Source organism: Staphylococcus sp. acrmy (assembly GCF_022690565.1).
Classification (GTDB): Bacteria; Bacillota; Bacilli; order Staphylococcales; family Staphylococcaceae; genus Staphylococcus; species Staphylococcus caledonicus.
Genome location: NZ_JALCVE010000002.1, coordinates 228,363 through 254,951, shown reverse-complemented (window position 1 = coordinate 254,951; position 26,589 = coordinate 228,363). Strand labels below are relative to the sequence as shown.

Genomic DNA, 26,589 nt, shown 5'->3' with positions numbered 1-26,589 from the left:
GATGTATTATTTTTAAAATAGAGTATGATATTTAAAAGATGAATTCATTTATCATATATTATACAATATTAAATGAATAAAAATTATGAGTAGATAGAATAATAGGGAGATCAATAAACTTTCTATTATGAATTAAGAGGAAGCGCATGAAAAAAAGTAAATCTGAAATTTTAGTACTCGTACTAGTGCTAATTGTAATCATATTATCAATTATTTTAGTAGGTATTAAAGTTACTAATTATGTGAATAGAATAAACGGATATGAGAAGACAAATGTGAATAAAATCTATCTTGAAAAACGAAATAAAACGAATCATAAACCTAGTAACTTAAAAGAGGTTGAAGCTAATGATCTCAATATCAAAAATGTTGATACATATTTAAATAATATTCATTTTAACGGTTCAGTAACTATTCTTAAAAATGGTCAGTTAATGTTAGATAAAGGGTGGGGCTGTCAAAATATAAAGAGTGGTAAAAAGAATAGCCCAAACACTATGTATTTAATTGGATCGGCACAAAAATTTGCGACTGGACTCATATTGAAGAAACTTGAAATTGAACATAAGATCAACATTAATGATGATGTTACTAAATACTTGCCGTGGTTTAAAACATCCGAACCCATCACGCTAAAAGATTTAATGTTACATAGAAGCGGGTTATACAAATTTAAAGCTAATCCTAAAACTAAAAGTCTGAATGGGGCAGTTCATGATATTCAACATAAAGGTATAAATGATCAATACTATCATAAACATTTTTATAATGATGCGAATTATCTTGTACTTGCTCAAGTTATTGAAGTGGTTACACATAAATCTTATACGCAAAACTATTATGAACGAATTGGACAGCCTTATAAGCTAGAACATAGTGCTTTCTTTAATGAAAAAGCTTATAAACATAATATGGCTACAGGCTATAAAGTAGTTAAAAATAAAATTAAGCGAACAAAACCTAATATTTTAGATCAATATTATGGCGCTGGAAACTTATACATGACTACGCATGATATGGTTAAATTAGTAAATCATTTGCAACATAATAAAATATTTAAACAGAGTATCACTACACCATTACTTCAAGTGTTTGGAAGTACCGCTTATCCAGAAGCTTATCGTTACGGATTTTACGTTACACCACAATATGATCGTATTAACGGAGTGTTTTTCGGACAAACATTTACTGTGTATTTTAACCAACAATACGTAGTAGTAGTGGCATCAAATAAAGTCGATAGATCAAAAGGTTCAAATGAAAAAGTGATTTCCTATATTTATCATCATCTACTTGGCCAACACGTATATATTAATTATTAAATACAAAGTCGAGATTAGAACATATTTAACTACCTTTACAGAGCGTAAACGTACATGTTCTAGCCTCGACTTTATTTAGTTATCGCTCCCTTAATGCCTCTAAAAATACATTTTTATAGTTATCATTTAAACTAGCCATCACCACATTACAATTTGGCCTAGTAGATTTGAAATCAACTACTGAAGCACCACGTGTTAAGCTACCTTGTAATTCAATTTGAACGTTAGCTTCTTTAACTTCATAACTTGTTGGCTCTAGAAGATATAACATTGTAAACACATCATATAATTTCAGACCCTTGTCAAAATCTTCTTCTCGATAATGTTGGAAAATTTGAAATAACATTGCACTTGTGTCATTCAAATTTTCAAAAGTTGCAAGAAAATCATGGGTTAATAGGGATTGACGAGCTAAATCTAAGCCAATCATCATGATAGATAGTCCAGAGTTAAATACAATATGAGCTGCTTCTGGATCGCAATGAAAGTTAAATTCTGCAAGCGGTGTAACATTTCCACGGCCTGTACTGCCACCCATTAAAATAATGTCTTTAATGTACTGTTTGGTTTCAGGATAAGTGTTTAGAAGTAGAGCGAGATTAGTTAAAGGGCCTAAAGCAATTATAGTTATAGGTTTTTCAGCATTAATCAAGGTGTCACGCATGGCTTCTATAGCATGGGATGAAGATAAATGGTCATTAGAAATGGCAGGGAAATCATAACCATCCATGCCACTTTCTCCATGCACATGGCTAGCTCCTTTTATAGGAGAAAGTAATGGCTTAGAAGCGCCTTTATGCACAGGAACGTCGCTATTAAAGAAAGCCTTTAACTTTAAAGCGTTTGCTGTGGTTTTATCAATATCAACATTACCATTAACAGTTGATATCATACGCACATCAAAGTAGGGATGATTGAGGGCTACGCTAAGCGCAGCTGCATCGTCAATGCCAGGATCGGTATCAATTATAATAGGTAAAGTCATTTAATATCCTCCTTTAAGAGTGAAAGCTTGATTAGTTTACAGTTTATATCACTATAATAGCAAAATAAAAAACCTACATGAAACTGAACTCAGTTTCAATGCAGGTTTTTTTGATTAAGGTCTTTATTGAATTATAAGTGGTGAGAGTGTCCACCTTGCATAACCCAATAAGTACCGATAACAGTTATTAAAGTGATGATAATCGCGAAAATAACTTTGAATGATTGTAAGCGACCATCTTTACCTTCAGTTAAGTGCATGAACATTAATAATTGAACTGCAGCTTGAATGAATGCAAAACCAAAAATAATTGTTGTTTTAGCTTGGAATGTCATGTTTGTATATAGAGTTACGAAAACTGCTAATAGCGTCAAGACGATTGAGGCAATAAAGCCAACTGTATGTTTTACGATTGTATTCATCCGCTATACACCATCCCTATCATATATACGGCAGTGAAGATGAAGATCCAAACAACATCTAAGAAGTGCCAGTATAAGCTAACAATAAATAATTTTGGAGCATTAAATTTATTTAATCCACGTGTTGCAACTTGGATTAATAAACAAATAATCCATACAATACCTAATGATACGTGGGCACCGTGAGTACCTAATAGGATGAAGAAACTAGACCAATATGATCCAATTTTAGGTGTTACGCCTTCAGATGCATAGTGTGCGAACTCGTAAATTTCGAATCCTACGAACACTAAACCTAAAAGAACTGTAAGAATCATCCAAATCATCATTAAGTTTTGTTTTTCTTTACGCATGTAGTAAATTGCAATACCACAAGTGTAAGAACTAATTAATAAGGCAAATGTCATAATTAAAACAAGTGGTAACTCGAATAATTCTGTAGTCATTTTGCCAGCGTAGTCGCCACCATGTTGCAACGTTAATAACGTTGCGAACAGGGTACCGAATAACGCAAATTCGGCTGTAAGGAAAATCCAAAAGCCAAGTTTATTTAATTGACCTTCATGCGTACGTGAATCAACAGTATTTGTATCATGACTCATGACTTACAGCCTCCCTTTCTTTAATACGAGCTTCTCTTAAACGAGCTTCATTTTCAGCAACTTCAGAAGCAGGGATATGATAACCATGATCTTGAACGAAACTTTGATAAATTAATGATCCAAAGATGCCGGCTAGGCAAACTAAGAATGGAATAATTGATTCAAAGATTAAGAAGAAACCACCAAGTAACATGAATATACCCATGAACACACCAGTGTGTGTATTGTTAGGCATATGAATGTCTTTGTAATTGTGGTTGTCTAAGAAGTGACGACCATGTTCTTTCATATCAACAAATGTGTCGTAGTCATTCCAATCTGGTGTAATAGCGAAGTTGTATTTAGGTGGAATTGCTGAAGCAGTTGACCACTCTAAAGTACGTCCTAAGCCATCCCAGTTATCTCCAGTAGCTTCACGTGGAGCTTTGATATGACTGTAAACAATGCTTGCTACTAAGAATAGGAAGCCAAGTCCCATTAATAATGCACCGATAGTTGAGATAACGTTTAGTAACCACCAACCATCTGATGGCATGTAAGTGTATAAACGACGTGGCATACCGTCTAATCCAAGAACGAATTGTGGTAAGAAACATACGTTAAATCCGATCATGAATAACCAGAAACACCAAGCGTTTAATTTTTCATTTAACTTGTAACCCATCATCTTAGGATACCAGAAGATTAAACCTGCTAGACAGGCAAATACTACACCAGTAACCAATGTGTAGTGGAAGTGAGCTACTAAGAAATAAGTGTTGTGATATTGATAGTCAGCTGATGCCATCGCTAACATGACACCTGTAACCCCACCTAATAGGAAGTTAGGGATAAAGGCTAATGAGAATAGCATAGGTGACTCGAAAGTAATACGCCCTTTGTACAATGTTAATAACCAGTTAAATAATTTAACTCCGGTAGGAACACCGATTAACATAGTTGAGATAGAGAAGAATGAGTTAATTAATGCACCATTACCCATTGTGAAGAAATGGTGAACCCAAACTAAGAAACTTAAGAATGCGATACCAGCAGTTGCCCATACCATACTTTGGTGTCCGAATAGACGTTTACGAGCAAATGTTGGAATAATTTCTGAATAAATACCAAATGCAGGCAAGATAACGATATATACTTCAGGGTGCCCCCATACCCAGAAGAAGTTTGCCCATAACATTGGCATACCGCCGTCTGCTACTGTAAAGAAATGAGTTCCGAATACTCTATCAGCTGTCATTAAAGCAAGAACAACTGTGAATACTGGGAATGCAAGAATTACGATTAAAGTCGTAATAAATGTTGTTACAGTAAACATTGACATTTGCATAAATTTCATTGTCGGTGTTTTACATCTAAGTATTGTTACAAAGAAGTTGATACCAGTCATTAAGGTACCAATACCGGAAATCTGAATTGCGACTAAGTAATAGTTAACTCCTGGTCCAGGACTAAATTCACCAGCTAATGGTGCGTAGTTTGTCCAACCAGCTGCTGGTGATCCACCTATGATAAATGATAGGTTGAATAAAACCATACCAACAAAGAATAACCAGAAGCTAATGTTATTCATTACTGGGAATGCCACATCTCGAGCCCCAATTTGTAATGGAATAACTACGTTCCATAAACCAAAAACGAAAGGCATAGCCATAAAGATAATCATGATAACGCCGTGTGTACTAAATACTTCGTTATAGTGGTTTGCTTCTAAGAATGTATTATCTGGAATAGATAATTGAGTACGAAGCATTAATGCATCGATACCACCACGGACGAACATTAGTACCGCACAAATTAAGTACATTAAACCGATTTTTTTATGGTCTACGGATGTGAACCATTCTTTATAAAGATATTTCCATAATTTGAAATAAGAAATTGCTGCGATAAGACCGATAACTAAGAATGGAGCAGCAATTTGAGATGCTGTTATCATCCAGTTACCCTTAACGAGCAATTGATCCCATGGAAAATTCATTAATGTCCACCTCCATGATCATTATTTGCTTTGCTTTGAAGCTTAGACGCATTTTCGTCTTTTGCTTCTTTACTGATTTTTTGCATTTCCTCAGAATTGTGTTTTTCTTCTTTCTTGAATTCATTGTTGTAAGGATCGTTGTTGCCTAAAATCATTGGCTTCATACCGTGACGCTCGTAGTTAGCGTTAGTAATGTGAACCTTACGAGCTGGTTTCTGAGGTTTATCAGTAACATTTTTGTATAAATCTTTTTCAGCTACAAAGTTAGGATCTTTTTGAACATAATTGTAACGTTTGTAAGCGTAGAAGATATACTCTGGATCAGCTGCAGGGTCAACGAATGCCATGTGTGTACCACTAAATGTTAATTCTTTATTTGGTGTACTTGGTAAGAGTTGTTTATCAAACTCGTCTTGGCTAATAGTTTTTTTACTTTTAGCATCTTTAACCCAAGATTTGAAATCACTGTCACTTACAGAGTTAACTTTAAATGTTTGGCGAGCAAAACCTTCACCATTGAAGTTAGAGTTACGTCCTCTGAAAGTACCAGTTTCATTGGCTTGTAATGTCCAATTCATTGTCATGCCAGTCATGGCATATTTTTGACCACCTAATTGAGGAATCCAGAAACTTGTCATCGTATCCATAGATTGTAATTTAAATACAACTGGACGATTTTTTGGAATAGTTAAAGTATTAACTGTTTCAATTTTTTCATCTGGATAAGCGAAGAACCATTTGTACCCAGCACTTACTGCGTAGACAACGAGTGGATCTTCTTTACTTTCAGGCGGTTTTTCATAATCGTATAACGTTTTAACTGTTGGAATAGCTAAAGCGATAACGATGATGATTGGTACCACAAACCAAATAGTTTCTATTAAAGAATTGTGGTGCATCTTACCAGATTCACTGTTTTTATTGTAGCTATACTTGAAAATAAAAATAGTGAACATAGTAAGTACAACAGCAACAATAACAAGCATGAAGATGATTGAATAGATAATCAAGAACTTCTGACTGCTTGCTACTGGCCCTTTTGCATTGAATACTTCTACGTTAGAACAACCACTAAGTAAAATTAGTGTGCCGAACATTAGAAGCAAAGACTTGAATTTTGACACTTTTTTGACCTCCTAATACTACAAATGTAGGGCTTATCACTAATTTTAGTTTATTACGCGATATTTACAAGTACTTATCGAAAAAAAATTATATTAATAAATAGGAAAAAACTAATGACAATAGGAATGACGGGGAGTGTAAGATTTGTTAAGATTATGTGTCTATTTTGTGAAAAATGTCAAAATTAAAGGTAATAAGCATATAGTTGAGAAACGTTATCATTTTCACTGTTTTCAAGGGGTTTGAAAGCAAAAAAGGTAGGGAGGACAGAAATCTAGGGAGTGGGACAAAAATCTAGGGAGTGAGACAGAAATCTAGGGAGCGGGACAGAAATCTAGGGAGTGAGACAGAAATCTAGGGAGTGAGACAGAAATCTAGGGAGTGAGACAGAAATCTAGGGAGCGGGACAGAAATCTAATGCAATTTCTAAGATTTCGTAGTCCCGCCCCGGCAAGGTTGACTAGAAACGAAGGAAGTGAGGCTCGAATGAATCTTCATTTCAGACAACTACTGCCATAACTAAAGGCTAAACCATTTTTCATATTAATGGCTCAGCCTCTTTAAAAAGTTATTTTATTTGACTTCTATGTATCGAGTAGAAGTTTCTTTAGCTCCATCTGAATCAATAACGTTATATTTAACTTCATATTTACCAACTTTAGATGTATCTACGTGTCCATCCACGGTAATTTTATGTGTTAAATCGCCATCTTCTTTATCGAATGCACTAATTCCATTTAATAAATTGTAGTTTTGACCTTTTTCTATCACAATGTCATTTACACCTTTAAGTTCAGGAGTGTGGTTAGATGTAGCTTCTGCACTTAAGTTAGGGGTAACAAGAGTTGCGGAGACTCCGAGCGCTGAAAGAGACTGTATTAGTTTATTCATTACGTTAACCTCCGTAAATTTAAATCGTTAAATCGTTTAATTAAACTATACTTTATTCTTAAAATTTATACATCATACTATAGTCCTAATATATCGTATAACTTCAGAAAATTAAATGATATAAAGAAAAATATATATTAAGATTATGTAAATTGAACTTTTTGTGAAATTTTTAACAAAATGTATCTTGTTATTTAATGAGAGATTATAATGAAATAGTAGTTAATTTGAAAATTACAACTAACGGGAGTGGTTTAAGTGTTAAATGAACAAGAAAAAGGCATAATCAAAGAAACAGTGCCAGTATTACAGGAAAAAGGGACGGAAATTACTTCTTATTTTTATAAAAGAATGTTTCAACAACATCCAGAATTAAAAAATATGTTTAACCAAACAAACCAACAAAAAGGGTTTCAGTCAACTGCTTTAGCACAAAGTGTGTTAGCAGCAGCTGTAAATATTGATAATCTTGGCAATATCTTACCAGTAGTTAAAGAAATTGCTTATAAACACTGTGCGTTACAAGTACCACCAGCTGGTTATGACATAGTGGGGGAAAATTTAATCGAAGCAATTAAAGCGGTAGTAGGTCTAGAAGACGATCACCCAATTATTCAAACTTGGAAAAAAGCTTATCAAGAAATTGCTGATGTATTTATTCAAGTAGAAAAAGATATTTATAGCAATATGCTATGGGACGGTTTCCAAGCTTTTAAAATTGAAAAAATTGAAAAATTATCTTCAGATATTAAAGCATTTACGGTTACTTCAGATAAATATGATTTAAGCCAATTTACACCAGGTGAATATATTACTGTAGACGTAAGTAGTGAGAAAATGCCATATCGTGCTAAACGACACTATTCAATCGTAAGTGGCGATAAAACACATCTTACATTCGCTGTTAAAAGAGATGTAACTACTGATCACGAAGGTGAAGTATCAACTATTTTACATGATGAGTTGAAAGAAGGAGACGATATTAATTTATCTGCTCCAGTAGGTCCATTTGGCGGGGCTAATCTAGAACATCCTCAATTATTCATCGGTGCTGGAATAGGTGTCACTCCTCTTGTATCAATGTTTAATGAAGCAACAGAAGCAGGAAGTACTGCACAATTCATCCAAGTTATAGGAGATGTGAATGACACACCATTTACTTCACACTTAAAAGAAATTAACCAAAAAAATAATAACTCTGACTACAAATTATATGACAGAGAAACTAATGGCTACTTAACAAAAGAGTATCTAGCAGAATTCATTAAAAATGATACTGAAATATATGTTTGTGGCGGTGCAAAATTCTTACAATCAGTTATTGAAGTACTTAAAGAAATGGATATTGACCAAAGTCATATTCATTACGAAACATTTGTACCTAAATTAAGCGTAGCAGTTTAAAACAATTGATTATAAACAGTTAAAGTAGATAGGGACATTTAATGAACCTATACTTACGATTTAATATGTTTAAAGTTAAAGTTATGTAAAAAGAACCCAAGATGTTTATGTCTCGGGTTTGATGTGCACCACAAAAGTTGGACTAAAAATCTAACTTTATGGGGTGCTTTTTTATGGGTAAACATTATAATTTTGTATTTAAAGTACGATAATTTAGTTTAATAGTTTTTATTAAATTATAAGAAAATGTCTTATTTTTTAAGTGTTTTAATGTAAAATTACGCACATATATAACGTAGTATTGTAGGCGAGACTCCTAGGGAAACAAGACAAACTGAAGACTGGGGCCCAAACGTCAGTATGGGCTGGCTGAAGTTGTCTCCCAGGAACGGGAGCCAAACAATACGAAGTATTGATAAAAAGAGAAGCGTAGAGGTGATTCAATCATGAATTACCTCTACGCTATTGTTCTGAGATTTATGTCCTAGACTTTTTTAAAATTTAAATTCTAAAATTCGAATTGTTATTGATAATTAATCAATTATTCGATTCCACGACGCATTTTTTCAGCTAATAACGTATTGTTTAAGACCATTGTAATAGTTAATGGGCCTACGCCTCCTGGAACTGGAGTAATAGCGCCAGCAACTTCTTTTACTTCGTCAAATTCAACGTCGCCTTTTAATTTACCATTTTCATCTGGAGTATTACCAACGTCTACGATAACTGCGCCTTCTTTAACATCGTCTTTAGTAACAAGACCAGGTTGTCCTACTGCACTGACAATAACATCAGCATCTTTTAAATGGCTGTGCATATCTTTAGTACGTGAATGTAAAATAGTAACAGTAGCATTGGCTTGTAATAATAATTTAGATACTGGTTGACCAACAATATGGCTACGTCCAATAACTACAGCATTTTTTCCTTCTAAATCAATATCAGCATGTTTTAAGATTTCCATAATACCTAATGGCGTACATGGAACAAAAGTTTGTTCATCAATATATAATTTACCAATATTTGAAGGATGGAAACCGTCAACATCTTTTTCAGGATTGATAGCTTCTAAGATTTTTTGTTCACTTACTTGTTTAGGAAGTGGGACTTGAACGAGAATACCACTAACTGAATCATCATTATTTAAACGTTCTAATTCTTTTAGTACATCTTCTTCTGAAGTATCTCCATCTAAATGTACAATTTCAGAAATCATGCCGATTTTTTCAGCAGCTTTCTTTTTAGAGTTAACGTAACTTTGGCTAGCGCCATCGTTACCGACTAAAATAACAGATAATTTAGGCGTATAACCTTTTTCTTTTAAAGACTCAACTTGATCTTGTAATCCTTGTCTGTAGTCCTTAGAAATTTGTTTCCCATCTAAAATTTTTGCAACCACAAAAAATTCCTCCTTGTTTGTTTAACTCATAACTATAGCTTAACTTTAAACCTTTCAGCACGTCAATTATTTACCAAAAGACGTAAATTAGATTAAAAATTATCGATAAAGTTCGATTTTTAATTGAAAAAGTTTTTAAGGATTGTTATGCTATATCTGTAATATACAACTAATCATATCTAAATTTCAAACTTTTGAAAGGGTGTACAAAGTGAAAGTAGCGGTCATTATGGGCAGTTCCTCAGACTGGATGATAATGCAAGAGAGTTGCAAGATGTTAGAACAATTCGAAATTCCGTACGATAAGAAAGTCGTGTCGGCACATCGTACGCCAAAATTAATGTTCGACTTTGCAAGCGAAGCTCATGCTAATGGGTATGATGTCATTATTGCTGGAGCAGGTGGTGCAGCACACTTACCTGGTATGGTAGCTTCATTGACAACTTTACCTGTGATTGGTGTTCCAATTGAATCTAAAAGCTTAAAAGGACTGGATTCATTATTATCAATTGTTCAAATGCCTGGTGGTATCCCGGTTGCAACAACTGCGATTGGTACGGCAGGAGCTAAAAACGCAGGCATTCTAGCGGCTAGAATTTTAAGCATAAGTAATGAATCAGTTCGTAAAAATTTAGAAAATTATGAACAATCACTTTCAGATAAAGTAGGTGAAATGCAAAATGAACTTCAATAAGCTAAAGTTCGGTGACACAGTAGGTATTATTGGCGGAGGTCAATTAGGTAAGATGATGGCACAATCCGCTCAGAAAATGGGATTTAAAGTAATATGTTTAGATCCTAACCCTGATAGTCCATGTAGACCAGTAGCACATGACTTTATCGTTGCTAACTATGACGATGAACATGCGCTTCAAGAACTTGGCGAAAAGTCAGATGTAATTACGTATGAATTTGAAAACATTTCGGCAACTCAACTGGAACATTTAACGCAACAATATAATATTCCTCAAGGTTATCAAGCGATTCAATTATTGCAAGATCGTCTTACTGAAAAACAAACATTAGAACAAGCAGGTTCTAAAATCGTTCCATTTTTATCAGTGCAAAATGAAGACGATTTACATCAATCTATTCATCAACTTGGTTATCCTTTTATTATTAAAACACGCTTTGGTGGCTATGATGGTAAAGGACAAATCTTAGTTAAAGATGAAACTTTAATTGACGAAGCTAAAGAACTTATCGCACATCAAGAATGCGTAGCAGAACGCTATCTTGATATTGATAAAGAAGTTTCTTTAACAGTGACGATTGGTAATCATAATCAAATTACTTATTTCCCACTACAAGAAAACGAACATCGCAATCAAATCTTATTTAAAACGATTGTTCCTGCTAGAAGTGACAAGGAAGAAGAAGCAAGAGAAGAAGTGAATAAAATCATTGAGAAGGTCCACTTTGTAGGCACATTCACAGTAGAATTTTTCATTGATAAATCTAATCACTTATATGTGAATGAAATCGCACCAAGACCTCATAATTCTGGTCATTATTCAATAGAAGCATGTGATTATTCTCAATTCGATACACATATTCTTGCGGTAACTGGTCAAACATTGCCTAGCTCAATTGAAATATTAAAGCCAGCCGTTATGATGAATCTGCTTGGACGAGATTTAGATTTATTAGAAGAACAGTTTAGTGACCACCCTGAATGGCATGTCCACATATACGGTAAACCTGAGCGCAAGCCTGATCGCAAAATGGGTCATATGACGATTTTAACTGACGATGTTAATACAACTGAAGATGAAATGCTTAAGCAATTTGAAGGGAGAGAATAATCAATGTCTCTATTATATGAAGGTAAAGCTAAAAGAATCTTTTCAACTGATACACCACACCAATTAAGAGTTGAATATAAAGATGAAGTGACTGCAGGCAACGGTGCTAAAAAAGATAAAATGGAAGGTAAAGGGCGATTAAATAATCAAATTACATCCATAATATTTGGTTACTTAGCTAAAAATGACATAGATAGTCATTTTGTTAAACAACTTTCTGAAACAGAACAATTAGTTGAAGAAGTGAAGATTATTCCATTAGAGGTGGTAGTTAGAAATATTGCTACAGGTTCAATTACAAAACGCTTAGGTCTTGAAAAGGGCAAACAATTTGAAGAACCACTAGTAGAATTTTTCTATAAAAATGACGATTTAAATGACCCGTTAATTACTGATGATCATATAAAACTTTTGCATATTGCTAATGATGAAGAGATAGAAACATTAAAATTAATGGCTAAAGATATTAATCGAGTGTTGACTCAATTAATGGATGAAATGGAATTACGATTAGTTGATTTTAAAGTTGAATTTGGTAAAACACAAGATGGCAAAATCTTATTAGCAGATGAAATTTCACCTGATACATGTCGTATTTGGGATAAATATTCAGATACTAACTTCGATAAAGACGTCTACAGAAATGATACTGGTTCACTTATAGACACATATCAAACATTTTTAAATAAATTGGAGGATCTTAAATAATGAAAACGATTGAATTACACATCACTTTACAACCACAGGTGTTAGATACTCAAGGACAAGCGTTAAACCGTGCCGTACATGACTTAGGCTATAAACAAGTGAATGATATTCGTGTTGGAAAGGTGTTGTATATGACAGTAGACGAGCCAACCGACGAAGCGGTTAATAATATTGTGACTACACTAAGTGAAAAATTATTCGCTAATACAGTTATTGAAGAATATAGTTATAAAATCGTTGATGAAAAGGAGAATGCATAAAATGAAATTTGCAGTTCTCGTATTTCCAGGTTCCAATTGCGATAGGGATATGTATAATGCAGCAATTAAATCAGGTGCTGACGCAGAGTATGTAGATTATCGAGAAACGTCTTTAGAAGGTTTCGATGGTGTGTTAATTCCAGGTGGTTTCTCATTTGGAGATTACTTACGTTCAGGCGCAATGGCAAGCGTAGCTCCAATTATTAATGAAATGAAACGTCTTGCTAAGGAAGGTAAACCAGTATTGGGCGTATGTAATGGATTCCAAATTTTAACAGAAATAGGATTGTTACCAGGCGCTTTACTTCATAATGATACGCATTTATTTATTAGCAGAAATGAAAGTCTAAAAATTGCCAATAATCAAACTCCTTTCACTAATTTATATGGAGAAAATGAAATAGTTATCTATCCAGTGGCACATGGCGAAGGTCATTACTACTGTACTGACGAAGTTTATAACGAGTTAGTTGAAAATAACCAAATTATTTTAACGTATGAAGATAATCCGAACGGCTCACATGAACATATTGCCGGTATTGTAAACAAGGAAGGTAATGTGTGTGGCATGATGCCTCATCCTGAAAGAGCACTTGAAACAATTCTTGGCACAGATAGCGGCGTGAAATTATTCGAAGCAATGGTTAATAGTTGGAGGGAACAAAATGTCTAAGTTTATCGAACCTAGTATTGAAGAAATTAAACTTGAAAAATTATATCAAGATATGGGTTTAAGCGATGCAGAATATGAGAAAGTATGTACGATTTTGGGAAGAGAACCTAACTTTACAGAAGTCGGTATCTTCTCAGTAATGTGGAGCGAGCACTGTTCTTATAAACATTCTAAACCTTTCTTAAAGCAATTTCCTACAACTGGCGAACACGTCTTAATGGGCCCAGGTGAAGGTGCAGGTGTAGTTGATATTGGTGATGAACAAGCCGTTGTATTTAAAGTAGAATCACATAATCATCCTTCTGCAATCGAACCTTATCAAGGTGCTGCAACTGGTGTAGGTGGCATTATTAGAGATATCGTTTCAATCGGGGCAAGACCTATCAACTTATTAAATAGTCTTCGCTTTGGTGAATTATCGAAAAAACAAAATCAACGTTTACTTAGAGGTGTAGTCCGTGGTATCGGTGGCTATGGCAACTGTATCGGTATTCCAACCACTGCAGGTGAGATTGAATTTGATGATCGTTATGACGGTAATCCATTAGTTAATGCAATGTGTGTGGGTGTTATTGATCACGATATGATTCAAAAAGGGACGGCGAAAGGTGAAGGTAACTCAGTCATCTACGTAGGATTAAAAACAGGCCGTGACGGTATCCATGGTGCAACCTTTGCTTCGGAAGAATTAACTGAAGAAAGTGAAAGTAAACGTCCATCAGTTCAAATTGGTGACCCATTCGTTGGTAAGAAATTAATGGAGGCTACTTTAGAAGCAATTACTTTTGAAGAATTAGTTGGTATTCAAGATATGGGTGCTGCAGGTTTAACATCGTCTTCATCAGAAATGGCCGCTAAAGGTGGTAGTGGACTTGTCTTACATTTAGATCAAGTTCCAACACGTGAGCCAGGCATTTCTCCATATGAAATGATGCTTTCTGAAACACAAGAAAGAATGTTACTCGTTATTGAAAAAGGGACTGAGCAAAAATTCCTAGACTTATTTGAAAAACACGAATTAGATAGTGCCGTGATTGGTGAAGTTACGAATACTGACCGCTTCGTTCTTAAATATGAAGGCGAAGTTTTTGCGGATATTCCAGTACAATCTTTAGCAGATGAAGCCCCAGTCTATGTGCTTGAAGGCGAAGATAAAGAATATAATACTTCTAAGAATGACTACTCATCCATTGATGTTCAAGATGTATTTGAAAAGTTATTAGTCCACCCAACAATTGCTTCTAAACACTATCTATATGAACAATACGATCAACAAGTGGGTGCAAATACAATAATTAAACCAGGTTTACAATCATCAGTCGTACGTGTTGAAGGTACAAACAAAGCGATTGCCTCTACTATTGATGGTGAAGCACGTTACGTTTATAACCAACCATACGAAGGTGGAAAAATGGTCGTTGCTGAAGCATATCGTAATCTTATAGCAGTAGGTGCTACACCACTTGCGATGACTGACTGCTTAAACTATGGTTCTCCAGAGAAAAAAGAAATTTATCAACAGTTAATTGATTCGACTAAAGGAATGTCAGAAGCATGTGAAGTACTTAAAACACCAGTAGTTTCAGGTAACGTTTCACTCTATAACGAAACACGTGGCACATCAATCTTCCCAACGCCAGTTGTCGGCATGGTAGGACTAATTGAAGATATTAATTATTTAAATGATTTCCACCCTAAAGCAGGCCATAAGTTATATTTAGTTGGCGAAACTAAAGATGACTTTGGAGGAAGTCAAATAGAGAAATTATTGTATAACAATGTAAATCATGAGTTTGAAGCGATTGATTTAAGTGATGAAGTTGCTAAAGGTGAAGCGGTTAAAGCAGCTATCAGAAATGGCGTAGCTTCACATGTACAAACAGTAGGTAAAGGCGGTTTGTTAATCACATTAGCACGTATTAGTGCGCACTATAGCCTTGGTATAGAAGCTCAATTAAACCTTTCAAATGCCCAACTATTCAGTGAGACTCAAGGACGTTATATTATCGCAGTGAAAGAAGGACAAACTTTAGATATCGATAACGCGATTGAAATCGGTCAATTAACAGACGTCGATGAGTTTAAAGTTACCAATGCTCAAACTACTATTACTGAAAAAGTCTCAGACATTAAAGAACATTGGGAAGGAGCAATTGCGCAATGTTTAACTACAGTGGATTAAACGAAGAATGTGGCGTTTTTGGAATATGGAATCACGCTGAAGCAGCCCAACTCACTTATATGGGACTTCATAGCTTACAACATCGTGGCCAAGAAGGCGCGGGTATTGTCGTGTCAGAGGGTGAAACATTAAAAGGAGAACGCGGTCTTGGATTATTGACTGAAGCAATTAAAGAAGTTCAAATGGAACGTCTTAAAAGTGATCATAACGCTATTGGACATGTGCGTTACGCGACTTCAGGTAATAAAGGCATCGAGAATATTCAACCATTCTTTTATCATTTTTATGATATGAGTGTTGCCATTTGTCATAATGGAAACTTAATTAATGCTAAATCATTACGTCAATATTTGGAAAAACATGGAGCCATCTTCCACTCTTCTTCAGATACTGAAGTTATTATGCACTTAATTCGCCGTAGTAAAGCACCAACATTTGAAGAAGCTTTAAAAGAAAGCTTGAGACAAATTAGAGGTGGCTTCACATTTGCGATTTTAACAAAAGACGCATTATATGGCGCGGTAGATCCTAATGCTATTCGTCCATTAGTAGTTGGTAAGATGCAAAACGGCACTTACATCTTAGCAAGTGAAACATGCGCTATCGACGTCTTAGGTGCTGAGTATGTCCAAGATATCCATGCAGGTGAATACGTCATTATTAACAATGATGGAATAGAAGTTAAATCTTATACAAGCCATACAAATACAGCTATTTCAGCTATGGAATATATTTACTTTGCACGACCTGACTCTACTATTGCTGGGAAAAATGTTCACGCCGTACGTAAAGCCTCAGGTAAAAAATTAGCACAAGAAAGCCCAGCCAAAGCCGATATGGTTATTGGCGTTCCTAATTCTTCCTTATCTGCTGCTAGTGGCTATGCGGAAGAAATTAAACTACCTTATGAAATGGGATTAGTAAAAAATCAGTATGTAGCACGAACATTTATACAACCGACACAAGGATTACGTGAACAAGGGGTACGCGTGAAATTGTCTGCTGTTAAAGATATCGTGGACGGAAAAAATATTATCTTAGTGGATGATTCAATTGTACGTGGAACTACAAGTAAACGTATTGTCAGAATGTTAAAAGATTCTGGCGCTAAAGAAGTTCACGTACGTATCGCTTCACCAGAATTCATGTTCCCAAGTTTTTATGGTATAGACGTGTCCACGACTGCAGAACTCATTTCTGCAAGTAAATCACCAGAAGAAATTTGCGACTACATCGGAGCAGACTCATTAGCCTACTTAAGTGTAGAGGGTCTTATCGAATCAATCGGGTTAGATTATGACTCGCCTTATAGTGGCTTATGCGTAGAAAGCTTTACTGGTGACTATCCAGCAGGACTGTTTGATTATGAAGAAAATTATTATAAAAATTTAAGTCAACGTCAAAAAGATTATATCGAGAATCACAAACACTACTTTGATAGAGAGGGTAATATCCATGTCTAAAGCTTATGAACAATCAGGTGTTGATATTCACGCAGGTTACGAAGCAGTTGAAAGAATGTCTAGTCACGTACAACGCACAATGCGCAAAGAAGTATTAGGTGGGTTAGGTGGCTTTGGTGCGACATTTGATTTGTCACAACTTAACATGACTGCACCAGTCCTTGTTTCAGGAACAGATGGCGTCGGTACTAAATTAAAACTCGCTATCGATCATGATAAACATGACACTATTGGCATCGATGCCGTTGCCATGTGCGTTAACGATATTCTTACTACGGGTGCTGAACCATTATATTTCTTAGATTATATTGCTACTAATAAAGTAGTTCCAGAAGTTATTGAACAGATTGTTAAAGGCATTAGCGATGGTTGTGAAGAAACCAATACTGCTCTTATTGGTGGAGAAACGGCTGAAATGGGCGAAATGTATCATGAAGGCGAATACGACTTAGCTGGATTTGCGGTAGGAGCCGTTGAGAAAGCAGACTATATTGATGGCTCGGCTATCGAAGAAGGTCAAGCTATCATTGGTCTCGTTTCAAACGGTATCCATTCAAACGGTTACAGCCTCGTACGTAAATTGATTAAAGAATCAGGCATTAATTTAAATGAAACTTTCGATGGCCGTACTTATTTAGAGACATTTTTAGCTCCAACCCAATTATATGTTAAGCCTATTCTTGCTTTGAAAAAGGCTGTCCAAATTAAAGGCATGAACCATATTACTGGAGGCGGCTTCTACGAGAATATTCCACGTGGCTTACCTGAAGGGTTAACAGCGAAGATTGATACACAATCATTCCCTACACCAAAAGTATTCGATTGGTTACAACAACAAGCCCAAATACAAACAGATGAAATGTATAACGTCTTTAATATGGGTATTGGCTATACAGTTATCGTAGAACAGAAAGATGTTAAACAAGCAATTGAAATCTTGAAACAACAAGGCATCTCAGCTTATAAAATTGGTGACGTTATAGCTAACCAAGACACACCTATTATCTTAGAGGGGGTAGAATAGTGGCTAAAGTAGCTATCTTCGCTTCCGGTTCGGGTAGTAATTTTGAAAATATTGTACAACGTGCCGATAAAGGTGAACTTAATAATATTGAGATTACTGCATTATACACAGACCATCATGACGCATATTGTATTGAGCGTGCTAAAAAATTAAAGGTTGCGGTTCATGTAAATGAGCCAAAGAGCTTCGCATCTAAAGCTGAATATGAACGCCATTTAATTCAATTGTTAGAGCGTGATGAGGTTGAATGGATTATATTAGCTGGTTACATGAGATTAATTGGACCTGACTTACTTGATGCTTACGAAGGTAAAATTTTAAATATCCACCCATCATTATTGCCAAAATATAAGGGGAAAGATGCGATTGGACAAGCATTTAACAGTGGCGATAGTATCACTGGTTCAACAGTCCATTATGTTGATAGTGGGATGGATACGGGAGAAATAATTGAACAACGACAATGTGAAATTAAAAAGGACGATACCAAGGAAGATTTGGAAGACCGTGTAAAACATTTAGAATATGAACTTTATCCTAGTGTGATAGCTAAGATTATTAAATAAGGAGTTAAGTTAATCATGAAAAAAGCAATTTTAAGTGTCTCAAACAAAAGTGGAATAGTAGAATTTGCTAAGGCGTTAAGCAACTTAGATTATGAATTATATTCAACTGGTGGAACGAAACGTGCTTTAGAGGAAGCGGCTGTCCCAGTCAAATCTGTTTCTGATTTAACTCAATTTCCTGAAATTATGGACGGACGCGTAAAAACGTTACATCCTGCCGTACATGGTGGTATCTTGGCTGATCGTAGTAAACCTGAACATCTTGAGCAATTATCAGAACATCACATTGATTTAATCGATATGGTGGTCGTAAACTTATATCCTTTTCAAAAAACAGTGGCCAATCCAGATGTCACAGAAGAAGATGCCATTGAAAATATTGATATCGGTGGGCCTACCATGTTGCGTGCAGCAGCTAAAAACTTTAAACACGTCACTACAGTCGTACATCCGGCTGACTATAATGAAGTAATTGAACGTATTAAAGAAAATCGGTTAGATGAAGACTATCGCAAGGAATTAATGATTAAAGTCTTTGATCATACAAACGAATATGACCATGCGATTGTGAGCTTCTTTAAAGGAGATAGTGAACAATTAAGATATGGGGAGAATCCTCAACAATCAGCTCGTTTTGTCCGCACATCTACAAGTAAACATACGATTGCTGGGGCAAAACAGTTACATGGTAAAGCATTAAGTTATAACAATATTAAGGATGCCGATTCTGCGCTTGCCTTAGTGAAGAAGTTCGATGAAGCGGTCGCTGTGGCTGTTAAGCATATGAATCCATGTGGTGTAGGTATAGGTGAAAATATTGAAATCGCCTTTAAAAACGCTTATGACGCTGATAATCAATCAATATTTGGAGGCATTATTGCTTTAAATAGAACAGTCACACGTGAGCTAGCTGAGACGTTGCATTCAATCTTTTTAGAAGTGGTTATTGCCCCAAGATTTACTGATGAAGCATTAGATATTTTAACGAAAAAGAAAAATATTCGTTTATTAGAAATTGATATGACTGTTGATAAACGTGAAGAAGAATTTGTATCGGTATCAGGTGGTTATTTAGTTCAAGATAAAGATAATTATGAAGTTGCTAAAGAAGAGATGAAGGTAGTGACTGAAGTTGAACCGACCGATGATCAATGGGAAGCTATGTTATTAGGTTGGAAAGTTATTCCATCTGTAAAAAGTAATGCGGTCATCTTGAGTAATCATAAACAAACAGTAGGTATTGGCGCAGGACAAATGAATCGTGTAGGCGCTGCAAAAATTGCGTTAGAACGAGCAATTGAAATCAATGAAAACGTCGCATTAATCTCAGATGGATTTTTCCCAATGGGCGATACGGTTGAATTAGCTGCACAACATGGCATTAAAGCCATTATACAACCTGGTGGTTCTATTAAAGACCAAGAATCTATAGATATGGCAAATAAATATGGCATTGCTATGGTAACGACAGGCATGCGTCACTTTAAACACTAATTATTAAAACTATAGATATGGAAAGGGGTATTTCAAATGAAAGTATTAGTTATTGGTGCTGGTGGTCGAGAGCATGCATTAGTTTCTAAATTGAGTCAATCGCCTTTAGTTAAACAATTATATGCTATTCCTGGCAATGATGCGATGGTAACGCTAGCGGAAGTGCATTCAGACATCGCTGAAAATGATCATGAAAAGATATTGGATTTTGTAGCTCAACAGCAAATTGAGTGGGTTATCGTAGGGCCAGAGCAACCATTAATCGATGGACTACCTGATAAATTACGTGAAGCTGGTGTTAAAGTCTTTGGTCCTAATAAAGATGCTGCTCAAATAGAAGGATCTAAATTATTCGCTAAACAGCTTATGGCTAAATATCATATTCCGACTGCGGATTATAAAGAAACTAACAATAAAACAGAAGCATTAGATTTCGTTAATACATGTGAGTTACCTATCGTCGTGAAGAAAGACGGCCTCGCAGCAGGTAAAGGCGTTATCATCGCCCATACTCGTGAAGAAGCAATCGAAGCGGTCGAAGAAGTGTATCCTGAAGAACAAGGGAAAGTCGTTTTCGAACAATTCTTAGAAGGTGAAGAATTCTCGCTAATGACGTTTGTTAATGAAGAATACGCAGTGCCGTTCGATTGTATTGCACAAGATCATAAGCGTGCTTATGATAATGATGAAGGGACAAATACGGGTGGAATGGGTGCATATTGTCCAGTGCCACATATTAGTGAAGGGGTATTGAATCGCACGAATCAAGAGATTGCGCAACCAATTGCTAAAGCGTTGAAAGCAGAGGGTTATAACTATTTTGGTTTATTATATATTGGTGCGATTTTAACGTCAGAAGGACCTAAAGTCATTGAATTTAATGCCCGTTTTGGCGATCCGGAAGCACAAGTGCTATTAAGCCGTCTTGAAAGTGATTTAATGGCTCAAATCGTCGCTTTAGATCGTAAAGAGCCTATTCGTTTCCAATGGCATAATGATTTCGTCGTCGGCGTTATGTTAGCTTCTAAAGGCTATCCTGGATTATATAATAAAGGCGCCAAAGTCTCAGGCTTCAAGTTGAATGATGAGTACTTTGTGAGCGGGTTACGTAAAGAGAATGATGACTTTGTAACCTCAGGAGGAAGAGTACTTCTCGCTATTGGAAAAGGACAAACGATTGAAGCCGCACAAAAAGCCGCATACCAAAACGTTGAACGCGTAGAAAGCGACCAATTATTCTACCGTAAAGACATAGGAAATAAAGCATTGAAAAAATAAAAGTGATAGGTAAGAAAGGAAAGTTTACTTTCTCTCTAACTATAAAACTAGCTCTGAAAAATCTACGATTAGACTTTTTCAGAGCTAGTTTTTCTATATTCGCTTTTAACTTAGCCTACTTTTCCAGAAACACGAGCATCGGTAATGCCGGTAATTGGGAAGGTTTGTGATAGATAGAAAGCTAAAGCTAAAATACCAATTAAACAGATCACGAATAGTATATCTTTATATGAGAATGGAGCTTTATAATAATACGTTCTTGGTCCATCTTTAAATCCTTTAGATTCCATGGCTACTGATAATTGATGGGCACGACGTATATTTTGACTTAAAATCGGAATGATTAAGTGTTTGAAACGTTTTAACCCTCGATAATTCGAAGCATCAATCATTTGATAGCGCATTTTTAAAGAACGTCTAAGTTGGATCAGTGATGTAAAGATTAAAGGTACCATTCTGATTGCTGCCATAAAGGCATAGGCAATTTTAGGTTTGATTTTTAGATGTTGCATTAAACTATAGAATATCATGACGATTTGTGAAGTTAACGCAATTAAGATACCAAACATTGATACTGTAATTGTCCGTAAGGATAAATGTATACCACGTACGATACTTTCTATACTAATTTGGATAATTCCCCAAGTGAATAGCATGTGTGTACCGTCACCATACAGAATCATAAATAATGATGATAGTAGGGCAAAGAATACGGTAACTAGGAGAAAAGACCCAGTTATCTTAAGTTCAGTGCCATTAAATAACATTAAGAATATAAACATTAATAAAGTAATGTAAATCATGTAATCAAAGTTATGGACGAAAATGATAAAGAAGAATAAAGCGACGCCAAACAATAACTTAGTTATGATATTTACATCATCAACGAATGTGAATCGTTTTTTCCAACGCTCAAACATGTGCTTCACCTTCCATTTTCACGAGTTTTCCATTGTCCACGTTTAAGCGACGTGTAGGGTAACGGTGTATGATTTCTGGATCATGCGTAACCATGACAATCGTTTGCCCTTTAGCAACACGTTCTTGGAAAAGTTCAATTAATTGAAATGTATTATGACTATCTAGACCAAAAGTTGGTTCATCTAATAAAATAATTTCAGCTTTTGAACTTAACGCGGTCGCTACACTTAAGCGACGTTTTTGTCCCATTGATAATTCAAATGGGTGTTGGTTTTTAACATTTTCCAAATGCAATAAACTCAAAAGACGTTGCGTTTGTGCTTCGGCTTTTTTTGGTTCTTGATGGTTGTAATGAATATGTATTTCCTCATATACAGAGTTTGTAATGAATTGTAACTCTGGATTTTGATAAACGAGATACATATGTTGTGCTGCATCTTTAATTTTCTTCAATAAAGTATCTTCGTAATGCATTTGCCCTTTATATTTTATTAACTGCATTATAGATTCGAGAAGAGTAGTCTTTCCAGTACCATTTTTCCCAGTAACTGTAATCCATTCACCAGGATAAATAGATAATTCTGGTATTTGGAATAAGTCTTTCTTACCACGAGTAACTCGCCCATCTTTATATGAGAAAATTGTTTTATTGTAATCAGGAGAAAGAGCATAACGTTCTGGTGCATGATTCCACGCATGAGGATGCCAAACACCGAATTCAGTTAGTAACTCTTCGCAATTTTGTAAGATGTAATCAGGTGTATTATCGGCAATGATTTCTCCCTCATAGTTCATTAAGATAACGCGATCAACGTGTTGCCATATATGTTCAACTTTATGTTCAACGATAAGCACTGTTTGATCCGTCCATAAATGAATTAATCGTTTCCACAAATCCGCCGTAGCGTCTACATCTAACATTGCCGTAGGTTCGTCTAGGAAGAGCGTATCAGCTTCTTGTAAAATAGTTTCCACAATAGCTAATTTCTGTTTCATCCCGCCACTCAAGTGGTTAACATATGTAGTGTCAGTTACATTTAAATTCACAGAAGCAAGGGCTTGTTGAATTTGTTCGTCCATTTCACTACGTGGGACTTTCTTATTTTCTAAAACGAAAGCTAATTCTTCATAAACTTTCGGCATACAAAATTGAGTATCTGGATCTTGAAAGATAACCCCTGATTGTTGATTAATTTCTAATTCATCATATTTCATAGGTAGTTCTATTAAATTAGGAACAATACCACTTAGCACATTAAGCAATGTGCTTTTACCAGATCCAGAAGGACCTAGTAAAAGCACTTTTTCTTTATCTTTAATTTCAATATTTAAATTATCGAAAATTTTTCTTTCGCCATTTGGATATTTAAGACGTAAATTTTTTGCTTTTAACACAATGATTTCCCCTTATAGGTTGTCGTAGTCTTTTTGAGAAGCTGGACGGAATAGTTTGGTTACGCCAGTTTGATCCAACGCTTTGACAATATAATAAGATAGTAATCCGGCAACTACGATACCGCTAATCGCACGGAAAACAATGAATAATAGTAAGTTCCAACCTGCTACTTCATTTAAATAACCGTAGAAATAATCTACTGGGAATGAAATAAGCGCTGTAGTTAAACCAGCTAATGCCGCTACCATTAAAGATCTTGATTTATATTTAAAAATAGCGAAAATGATTTCACATGCTAAACCTTGTAAAATGGCATAAATAATCGTTGGAATATCAAATTTACCCATAACAATAGTTTCACCAGCACCAGCAGCAAATTCTGCAATTAAGGCGATACCTGGTTTAGGAATAATTAAATATGCGACGATAGCAGCCATAAACCAAACGCCGTATGTGAGTTGCTCAATATGAAGACCTGCAACTTGTGCTACGTTGTATGCAAACCACCATAAGTTATAAATAATTGCAAATACTACAGCAATCAGTACAGTTACTAATATTTCTGAAAGCTTTAAACCTTTTGACATAAAGTTTCCTCCTAAAAAAACGCACAACCCTCCGTAGAAAGTTGTGCGTCTCAAATAAAATACTTTATATAAAAGTTGAAATTATTTATGTTAGCAACACTTTCCTACGCTAGTCTTAGCTAGTTCAGGTTCGAAGGGTTTGAGGCTACACCTCATCTCAGCATACACACCCCTAGTGCGTTGTTATTTAATTTAGTTTAAATGTATGACTTTTCCTAATTAATGTCAAGGTCATTCAGGGATTTTGGTTAAAACTGATAGGAATTTATAGATTTTATATTTATTTATTTTAGAACATAAAAAAAACTACCAATCCACGTTAGGGGATTGGTAGCCACCATACTTATATGTCTAAATTAGTCTAAAGTGTCTTGAACATCTTTTTTAGTTTGTTCAGTGTCATTAGTTTTTTCTTCGTTTTGGTCTTTTAATTTTTCTTCTACTTCTTTAGCTTTTTCAGCTGATAATTTTTTAGCATCTTCGTTTGTCATAATGCAACACTCCTTATACGAATAATTATTACAGTTATAGTCTACCCATTAGAAATAAAGATAAACTTTTATAGGTCTCAAGTTGTATTTTATTCTTTAATAAAGACAAGAGTAACAACTTCATATATAATGAATTTTGAGGTGAACAGTATGTCTTTTCTTAAGAAACACACCGAGATAATTTATAGTTATCTTATCGGTCTCGTTTCACTCTTCACGGGTCTCATTATTTTAGTTAATTTACCTTTAATCAATGAATTAAAGGATAAAAATAAAGCTGAATTAAAAATTCATAATTTATGGGACTTCCTTAATGCATTCTTCAGTGAAATTATTAGAGTGATGAGTAGATTCATAGGCAACTTTCCTATTATAAGTGCAGTCATAATTATTTTATTTGGTATTATTGTAATGTTTATTGGTTATACATTATACCGTACTACTAAATATGATTACGACATCTCAATATTCTTTTTAATTATTGGTGTTTTATACTTCCTTATTACAATTACCTTAATGACTCAAGTATATGGCTTTTGGGCAGTGATTTTTGTTTTTCCATTTATTATTCATACTGGATATATCGTTTATAAAGATGAACTTAATCAGGAAAATAGAAAAAGTCATTATCTATGGATAATTATTTCATACGGAATAAGTTATTTAATTACCCAAATTTCGTTATACGGTAAAATTGATGCAAATGAAATTGCACCAATTGATATTTTAAGCGTAAATACATTCTTTTTAGTTATGTGGTTATTAGCGCAAGCTTCTATCTGGAATTTCTTATTCCTAAGACGCGCATTACCATTAACTAAGGAAGAACTTGGTGAAGAAGAACCTGAATTATCAAGAGCAAGTAAAGGAAATGTTTCGAATCAATCTAAAGTTCATTTTAAACAACTACAAGATAAAACATCCGAATATGCACATAAGACGAGAAGAAGTGTAGATTTAGATAAAATCAGATCTAAACGTGATAAGTTTAAAAACAAATTTAAAAATATCTTTAACATCGAAGAGGACGATATTCCAAGTTGGATGAGACGTCCTAAATGGATTAAACCTGCTTATGTAGAAATCTTCTGTGGTTTCATTTTATTCTTATTTACTTTTATAGAATTTAATAACAGAAATGCTTTATTTGTGTCTGGTGAATGGGAGTTATCACAAACTCAATATGTAATTGAATGGATAACATTATTATTGTTAATGTTCATCATTATTATCTATGTTGCTACCACATTGACACATTTCTTAAGAGGTAAGTTTTATTATTTACAACTCTTTATGATAAGCATTCTATTCTTTAAATTGTTAACAGAATTTATTAATATTATGATCCATGGTTTGCTTTTATCTGTGTTTATTACGCCAACTTTAATTTTAATGTTAATTGCAGTCATCGTCGCATTTACATTACAATTAAGAGAACGGCCATAATTGAATACGTTTCGCTAAGAGGCTGGGACATTTATATAAAATGTCTTGGCCTTTAGTTTTGCTGATTTGACGTTAATGTGTGTAATGAAAATTTCAAATTTGTTAAAATGGTAACGTGCCTAAATAAGAAACATTTTCAAAAAGTAAAAGTAAGTATAAATATGATT

The 26,589-nt window shown here is 34.8% G+C and carries 25 protein-coding genes and 1 riboswitch; of the genes, 14 read left to right on the top strand and 11 right to left on the bottom strand.

The annotated features are described in order from the left end of the window. Positions 1 to 146 precede the first annotated feature (146 nt). Positions 147 to 1,322 (top strand): serine hydrolase domain-containing protein, encoded by a 1,176-nt coding sequence (locus tag FH144_RS02990; RefSeq protein ID WP_242313595.1) that lies wholly within the window; start codon positions 147 to 149, stop codon positions 1,320 to 1,322. Positions 1,323 to 1,401: 79 nt separating this feature from the next. Here the strand turns inward: FH144_RS02990 and rihC are convergent, their stop codons facing one another. From rihC to FH144_RS02960, 6 genes are all read right to left on the bottom strand, one after another. Next, positions 1,402 to 2,307, bottom strand: coding sequence for a ribonucleoside hydrolase RihC (rihC, locus tag FH144_RS02985; RefSeq protein WP_242313594.1), 906 nt, complete (start codon positions 2,305 to 2,307; stop codon positions 1,402 to 1,404). A gap of 131 nt (positions 2,308 to 2,438) precedes the next feature. Further along, positions 2,439 to 2,729, bottom strand: coding sequence for a cytochrome aa3 quinol oxidase subunit IV (qoxD, locus tag FH144_RS02980; RefSeq protein WP_103166768.1), 291 nt, complete (start codon positions 2,727 to 2,729; stop codon positions 2,439 to 2,441). Continuing rightward, positions 2,726 to 3,331, bottom strand: a complete 606-nt coding sequence (qoxC, locus tag FH144_RS02975) for a cytochrome aa3 quinol oxidase subunit III (RefSeq protein WP_107506860.1) — start codon at positions 3,329 to 3,331, stop codon at positions 2,726 to 2,728. Before qoxC ends, qoxD begins: the two co-directional genes overlap by 4 nt. Further along, positions 3,321 to 5,309: a cytochrome aa3 quinol oxidase subunit I gene (qoxB, locus tag FH144_RS02970; RefSeq protein ID WP_242313593.1), complete on the bottom strand. Its 1,989-nt coding sequence runs from the start codon at positions 5,307 to 5,309 to the stop codon at positions 3,321 to 3,323. Before qoxB ends, qoxC begins: the two co-directional genes overlap by 11 nt. Continuing rightward, positions 5,309 to 6,433, bottom strand: coding sequence for a cytochrome aa3 quinol oxidase subunit II (gene qoxA / locus FH144_RS02965; RefSeq protein ID WP_242313592.1), 1,125 nt, complete (start codon positions 6,431 to 6,433; stop codon positions 5,309 to 5,311). The genes qoxB and qoxA overlap by 1 nt, the downstream gene beginning before the upstream one ends. Positions 6,434 to 7,007: 574 nt before the next feature. Further along, the gene (locus FH144_RS02960; protein ID WP_107506857.1) at positions 7,008 to 7,325 is read right to left on the bottom strand and encodes a DUF5011 domain-containing protein; all 318 of its coding nucleotides are present in this window, start codon (positions 7,323 to 7,325) and stop codon (positions 7,008 to 7,010) included. 258 nt (positions 7,326 to 7,583) lie between these two features. Between FH144_RS02960 and FH144_RS02955 the strand changes: the two genes are divergently transcribed. Further along, positions 7,584 to 8,729, top strand: coding sequence for a globin domain-containing protein (locus tag FH144_RS02955; protein WP_242313591.1), 1,146 nt, complete (start codon positions 7,584 to 7,586; stop codon positions 8,727 to 8,729). A 541-nt stretch (positions 8,730 to 9,270) separates the two neighbouring features. Here FH144_RS02955 and folD read toward each other — a convergent pair. Beyond that, complete coding sequence (gene folD / locus FH144_RS02950; protein WP_242313590.1) at positions 9,271 to 10,128, bottom strand: bifunctional methylenetetrahydrofolate dehydrogenase/methenyltetrahydrofolate cyclohydrolase FolD; 858 nt, start codon at positions 10,126 to 10,128, stop codon at positions 9,271 to 9,273. A gap of 211 nt (positions 10,129 to 10,339) precedes the next feature. On the opposite strand from folD, the gene purE reads away from it, so the two are divergent. From purE to purD, 11 genes are read left to right on the top strand one after another with little or no spacing between them, the layout of a single operon-like run. Further along, entirely contained in the window at positions 10,340 to 10,822 is a 483-nt protein-coding gene (gene purE, locus FH144_RS02945; RefSeq protein WP_242313589.1) for a 5-(carboxyamino)imidazole ribonucleotide mutase, read from the top strand. Continuing rightward, positions 10,809 to 11,933, top strand: a complete 1,125-nt coding sequence (purK, locus tag FH144_RS02940) for a 5-(carboxyamino)imidazole ribonucleotide synthase (protein WP_242313588.1) — start codon at positions 10,809 to 10,811, stop codon at positions 11,931 to 11,933. Before purE ends, purK begins: the two co-directional genes overlap by 14 nt. A 3-nt stretch (positions 11,934 to 11,936) precedes the next feature. Then, positions 11,937 to 12,641: a phosphoribosylaminoimidazolesuccinocarboxamide synthase gene (gene purC / locus FH144_RS02935; RefSeq protein WP_242313587.1), complete on the top strand. Its 705-nt coding sequence runs from the start codon at positions 11,937 to 11,939 to the stop codon at positions 12,639 to 12,641. Beyond that, on the top strand, positions 12,641 to 12,901 hold the full coding sequence (gene purS / locus FH144_RS02930) for a phosphoribosylformylglycinamidine synthase subunit PurS (RefSeq protein ID WP_103166758.1): 261 nt from the start codon (positions 12,641 to 12,643) through the stop codon (positions 12,899 to 12,901). Before purC ends, purS begins: the two co-directional genes overlap by 1 nt. Before the next feature lies 1 nt (position 12,902). After that, positions 12,903 to 13,574, top strand: coding sequence for a phosphoribosylformylglycinamidine synthase subunit PurQ (gene purQ / locus FH144_RS02925; protein ID WP_242313586.1), 672 nt, complete (start codon positions 12,903 to 12,905; stop codon positions 13,572 to 13,574). Next, the gene (gene purL, locus FH144_RS02920) at positions 13,567 to 15,756 is read left to right on the top strand and encodes a phosphoribosylformylglycinamidine synthase subunit PurL (protein ID WP_242313585.1); all 2,190 of its coding nucleotides are present in this window, start codon (positions 13,567 to 13,569) and stop codon (positions 15,754 to 15,756) included. The genes purQ and purL overlap by 8 nt, the downstream gene beginning before the upstream one ends. Then, the gene (gene purF / locus FH144_RS02915) at positions 15,735 to 17,219 is read left to right on the top strand and encodes an amidophosphoribosyltransferase (RefSeq protein ID WP_242313584.1); all 1,485 of its coding nucleotides are present in this window, start codon (positions 15,735 to 15,737) and stop codon (positions 17,217 to 17,219) included. Before purL ends, purF begins: the two co-directional genes overlap by 22 nt. Beyond that, entirely contained in the window at positions 17,212 to 18,243 is a 1,032-nt protein-coding gene (purM, locus tag FH144_RS02910) for a phosphoribosylformylglycinamidine cyclo-ligase (RefSeq protein ID WP_242313583.1), read from the top strand. The genes purF and purM overlap by 8 nt, the downstream gene beginning before the upstream one ends. Continuing rightward, the gene (gene purN / locus FH144_RS02905) at positions 18,243 to 18,809 is read left to right on the top strand and encodes a phosphoribosylglycinamide formyltransferase (RefSeq protein WP_242313582.1); all 567 of its coding nucleotides are present in this window, start codon (positions 18,243 to 18,245) and stop codon (positions 18,807 to 18,809) included. The genes purM and purN overlap by 1 nt, the downstream gene beginning before the upstream one ends. 15 nt (positions 18,810 to 18,824) lie before the next feature. Next, entirely contained in the window at positions 18,825 to 20,303 is a 1,479-nt protein-coding gene (gene purH, locus FH144_RS02900) for a bifunctional phosphoribosylaminoimidazolecarboxamide formyltransferase/IMP cyclohydrolase (protein WP_242313581.1), read from the top strand. A 36-nt stretch (positions 20,304 to 20,339) separates the two neighbouring features. Next, positions 20,340 to 21,581: a phosphoribosylamine--glycine ligase gene (purD, locus tag FH144_RS02895; RefSeq protein WP_242313580.1), complete on the top strand. Its 1,242-nt coding sequence runs from the start codon at positions 20,340 to 20,342 to the stop codon at positions 21,579 to 21,581. 110 nt (positions 21,582 to 21,691) lie between these two features. Here the strand turns inward: purD and FH144_RS02890 are convergent, their stop codons facing one another. The 4 genes from FH144_RS02890 to graF all read right to left on the bottom strand — a co-directional run bounded on the left by FH144_RS02890 (position 21,692) and on the right by graF (position 24,976). Then, the gene (locus FH144_RS02890) at positions 21,692 to 22,501 is read right to left on the bottom strand and encodes an energy-coupling factor transporter transmembrane component T family protein (protein ID WP_242313579.1); all 810 of its coding nucleotides are present in this window, start codon (positions 22,499 to 22,501) and stop codon (positions 21,692 to 21,694) included. Beyond that, the gene (locus FH144_RS02885) at positions 22,494 to 23,897 is read right to left on the bottom strand and encodes an ABC transporter ATP-binding protein (protein WP_242313578.1); all 1,404 of its coding nucleotides are present in this window, start codon (positions 23,895 to 23,897) and stop codon (positions 22,494 to 22,496) included. Before FH144_RS02885 ends, FH144_RS02890 begins: the two co-directional genes overlap by 8 nt. Positions 23,898 to 23,909: 12 nt before the next feature. Then, complete coding sequence (locus FH144_RS02880) at positions 23,910 to 24,485, bottom strand: ECF transporter S component (RefSeq protein WP_242313577.1); 576 nt, start codon at positions 24,483 to 24,485, stop codon at positions 23,910 to 23,912. Positions 24,486 to 24,569: 84 nt separating this feature from the next. Then, positions 24,570 to 24,669, bottom strand: a riboswitch (TPP riboswitch). Between the two features lie 172 nt (positions 24,670 to 24,841). After that, entirely contained in the window at positions 24,842 to 24,976 is a 135-nt protein-coding gene (graF, locus tag FH144_RS02875) for a glycopeptide resistance-associated protein GraF (protein WP_107506841.1), read from the bottom strand. A gap of 150 nt (positions 24,977 to 25,126) precedes the next feature. Between graF and auxA the strand changes: the two genes are divergently transcribed. Further along, a complete protein-coding gene (gene auxA, locus FH144_RS02870) occupies positions 25,127 to 26,422 on the top strand; it encodes a lipoteichoic acid stability factor AuxA (protein ID WP_242313576.1) in 1,296 nt (431 codons plus the stop codon). Positions 26,423 to 26,589: the final 167 nt, after the last annotated feature.

Bases quoted from the DNA above. Each gene is read 5' to 3' on its own strand.
- qoxD (WP_103166768.1), bottom strand. From the start codon at position 2,729: ATGAATACAATCGTAAAACATACAGTTGGCTTTATTGCCTCAATCGTC.
- purF (WP_242313584.1), top strand. From the start codon at position 15,735: ATGTTTAACTACAGTGGATTAAACGAAGAATGTGGCGTTTTTGGAATA.
- FH144_RS02880 (WP_242313577.1), bottom strand. From the start codon at position 24,485: ATGTCAAAAGGTTTAAAGCTTTCAGAAATATTAGTAACTGTACTGATT.
- FH144_RS02890 (WP_242313579.1), bottom strand. From the start codon at position 22,501: ATGTTTGAGCGTTGGAAAAAACGATTCACATTCGTTGATGATGTAAAT.
- purD (WP_242313580.1), top strand. From the start codon at position 20,340: ATGAAAGTATTAGTTATTGGTGCTGGTGGTCGAGAGCATGCATTAGTT.
- purL (WP_242313585.1), top strand. From the start codon at position 13,567: ATGTCTAAGTTTATCGAACCTAGTATTGAAGAAATTAAACTTGAAAAA.
- purM (WP_242313583.1), top strand. From the start codon at position 17,212: ATGTCTAAAGCTTATGAACAATCAGGTGTTGATATTCACGCAGGTTAC.
- graF (WP_107506841.1), bottom strand. From the start codon at position 24,976: ATGACAAACGAAGATGCTAAAAAATTATCAGCTGAAAAAGCTAAAGAA.
- purC (WP_242313587.1), top strand. From the start codon at position 11,937: ATGTCTCTATTATATGAAGGTAAAGCTAAAAGAATCTTTTCAACTGAT.
- purH (WP_242313581.1), top strand. From the start codon at position 18,825: ATGAAAAAAGCAATTTTAAGTGTCTCAAACAAAAGTGGAATAGTAGAA.
- purQ (WP_242313586.1), top strand. From the start codon at position 12,903: ATGAAATTTGCAGTTCTCGTATTTCCAGGTTCCAATTGCGATAGGGAT.
- qoxB (WP_242313593.1), bottom strand. From the start codon at position 5,309: ATGAATTTTCCATGGGATCAATTGCTCGTTAAGGGTAACTGGATGATA.
- FH144_RS02990 (WP_242313595.1), top strand. From the start codon at position 147: ATGAAAAAAAGTAAATCTGAAATTTTAGTACTCGTACTAGTGCTAATT.
- purK (WP_242313588.1), top strand. From the start codon at position 10,809: ATGAACTTCAATAAGCTAAAGTTCGGTGACACAGTAGGTATTATTGGC.
- auxA (WP_242313576.1), top strand. From the start codon at position 25,127: ATGTCTTTTCTTAAGAAACACACCGAGATAATTTATAGTTATCTTATC.
- FH144_RS02960 (WP_107506857.1), bottom strand. From the start codon at position 7,325: ATGAATAAACTAATACAGTCTCTTTCAGCGCTCGGAGTCTCCGCAACT.
- rihC (WP_242313594.1), bottom strand. From the start codon at position 2,307: ATGACTTTACCTATTATAATTGATACCGATCCTGGCATTGACGATGCA.
- qoxC (WP_107506860.1), bottom strand. From the start codon at position 3,331: ATGAGTCATGATACAAATACTGTTGATTCACGTACGCATGAAGGTCAA.
- purS (WP_103166758.1), top strand. From the start codon at position 12,641: ATGAAAACGATTGAATTACACATCACTTTACAACCACAGGTGTTAGAT.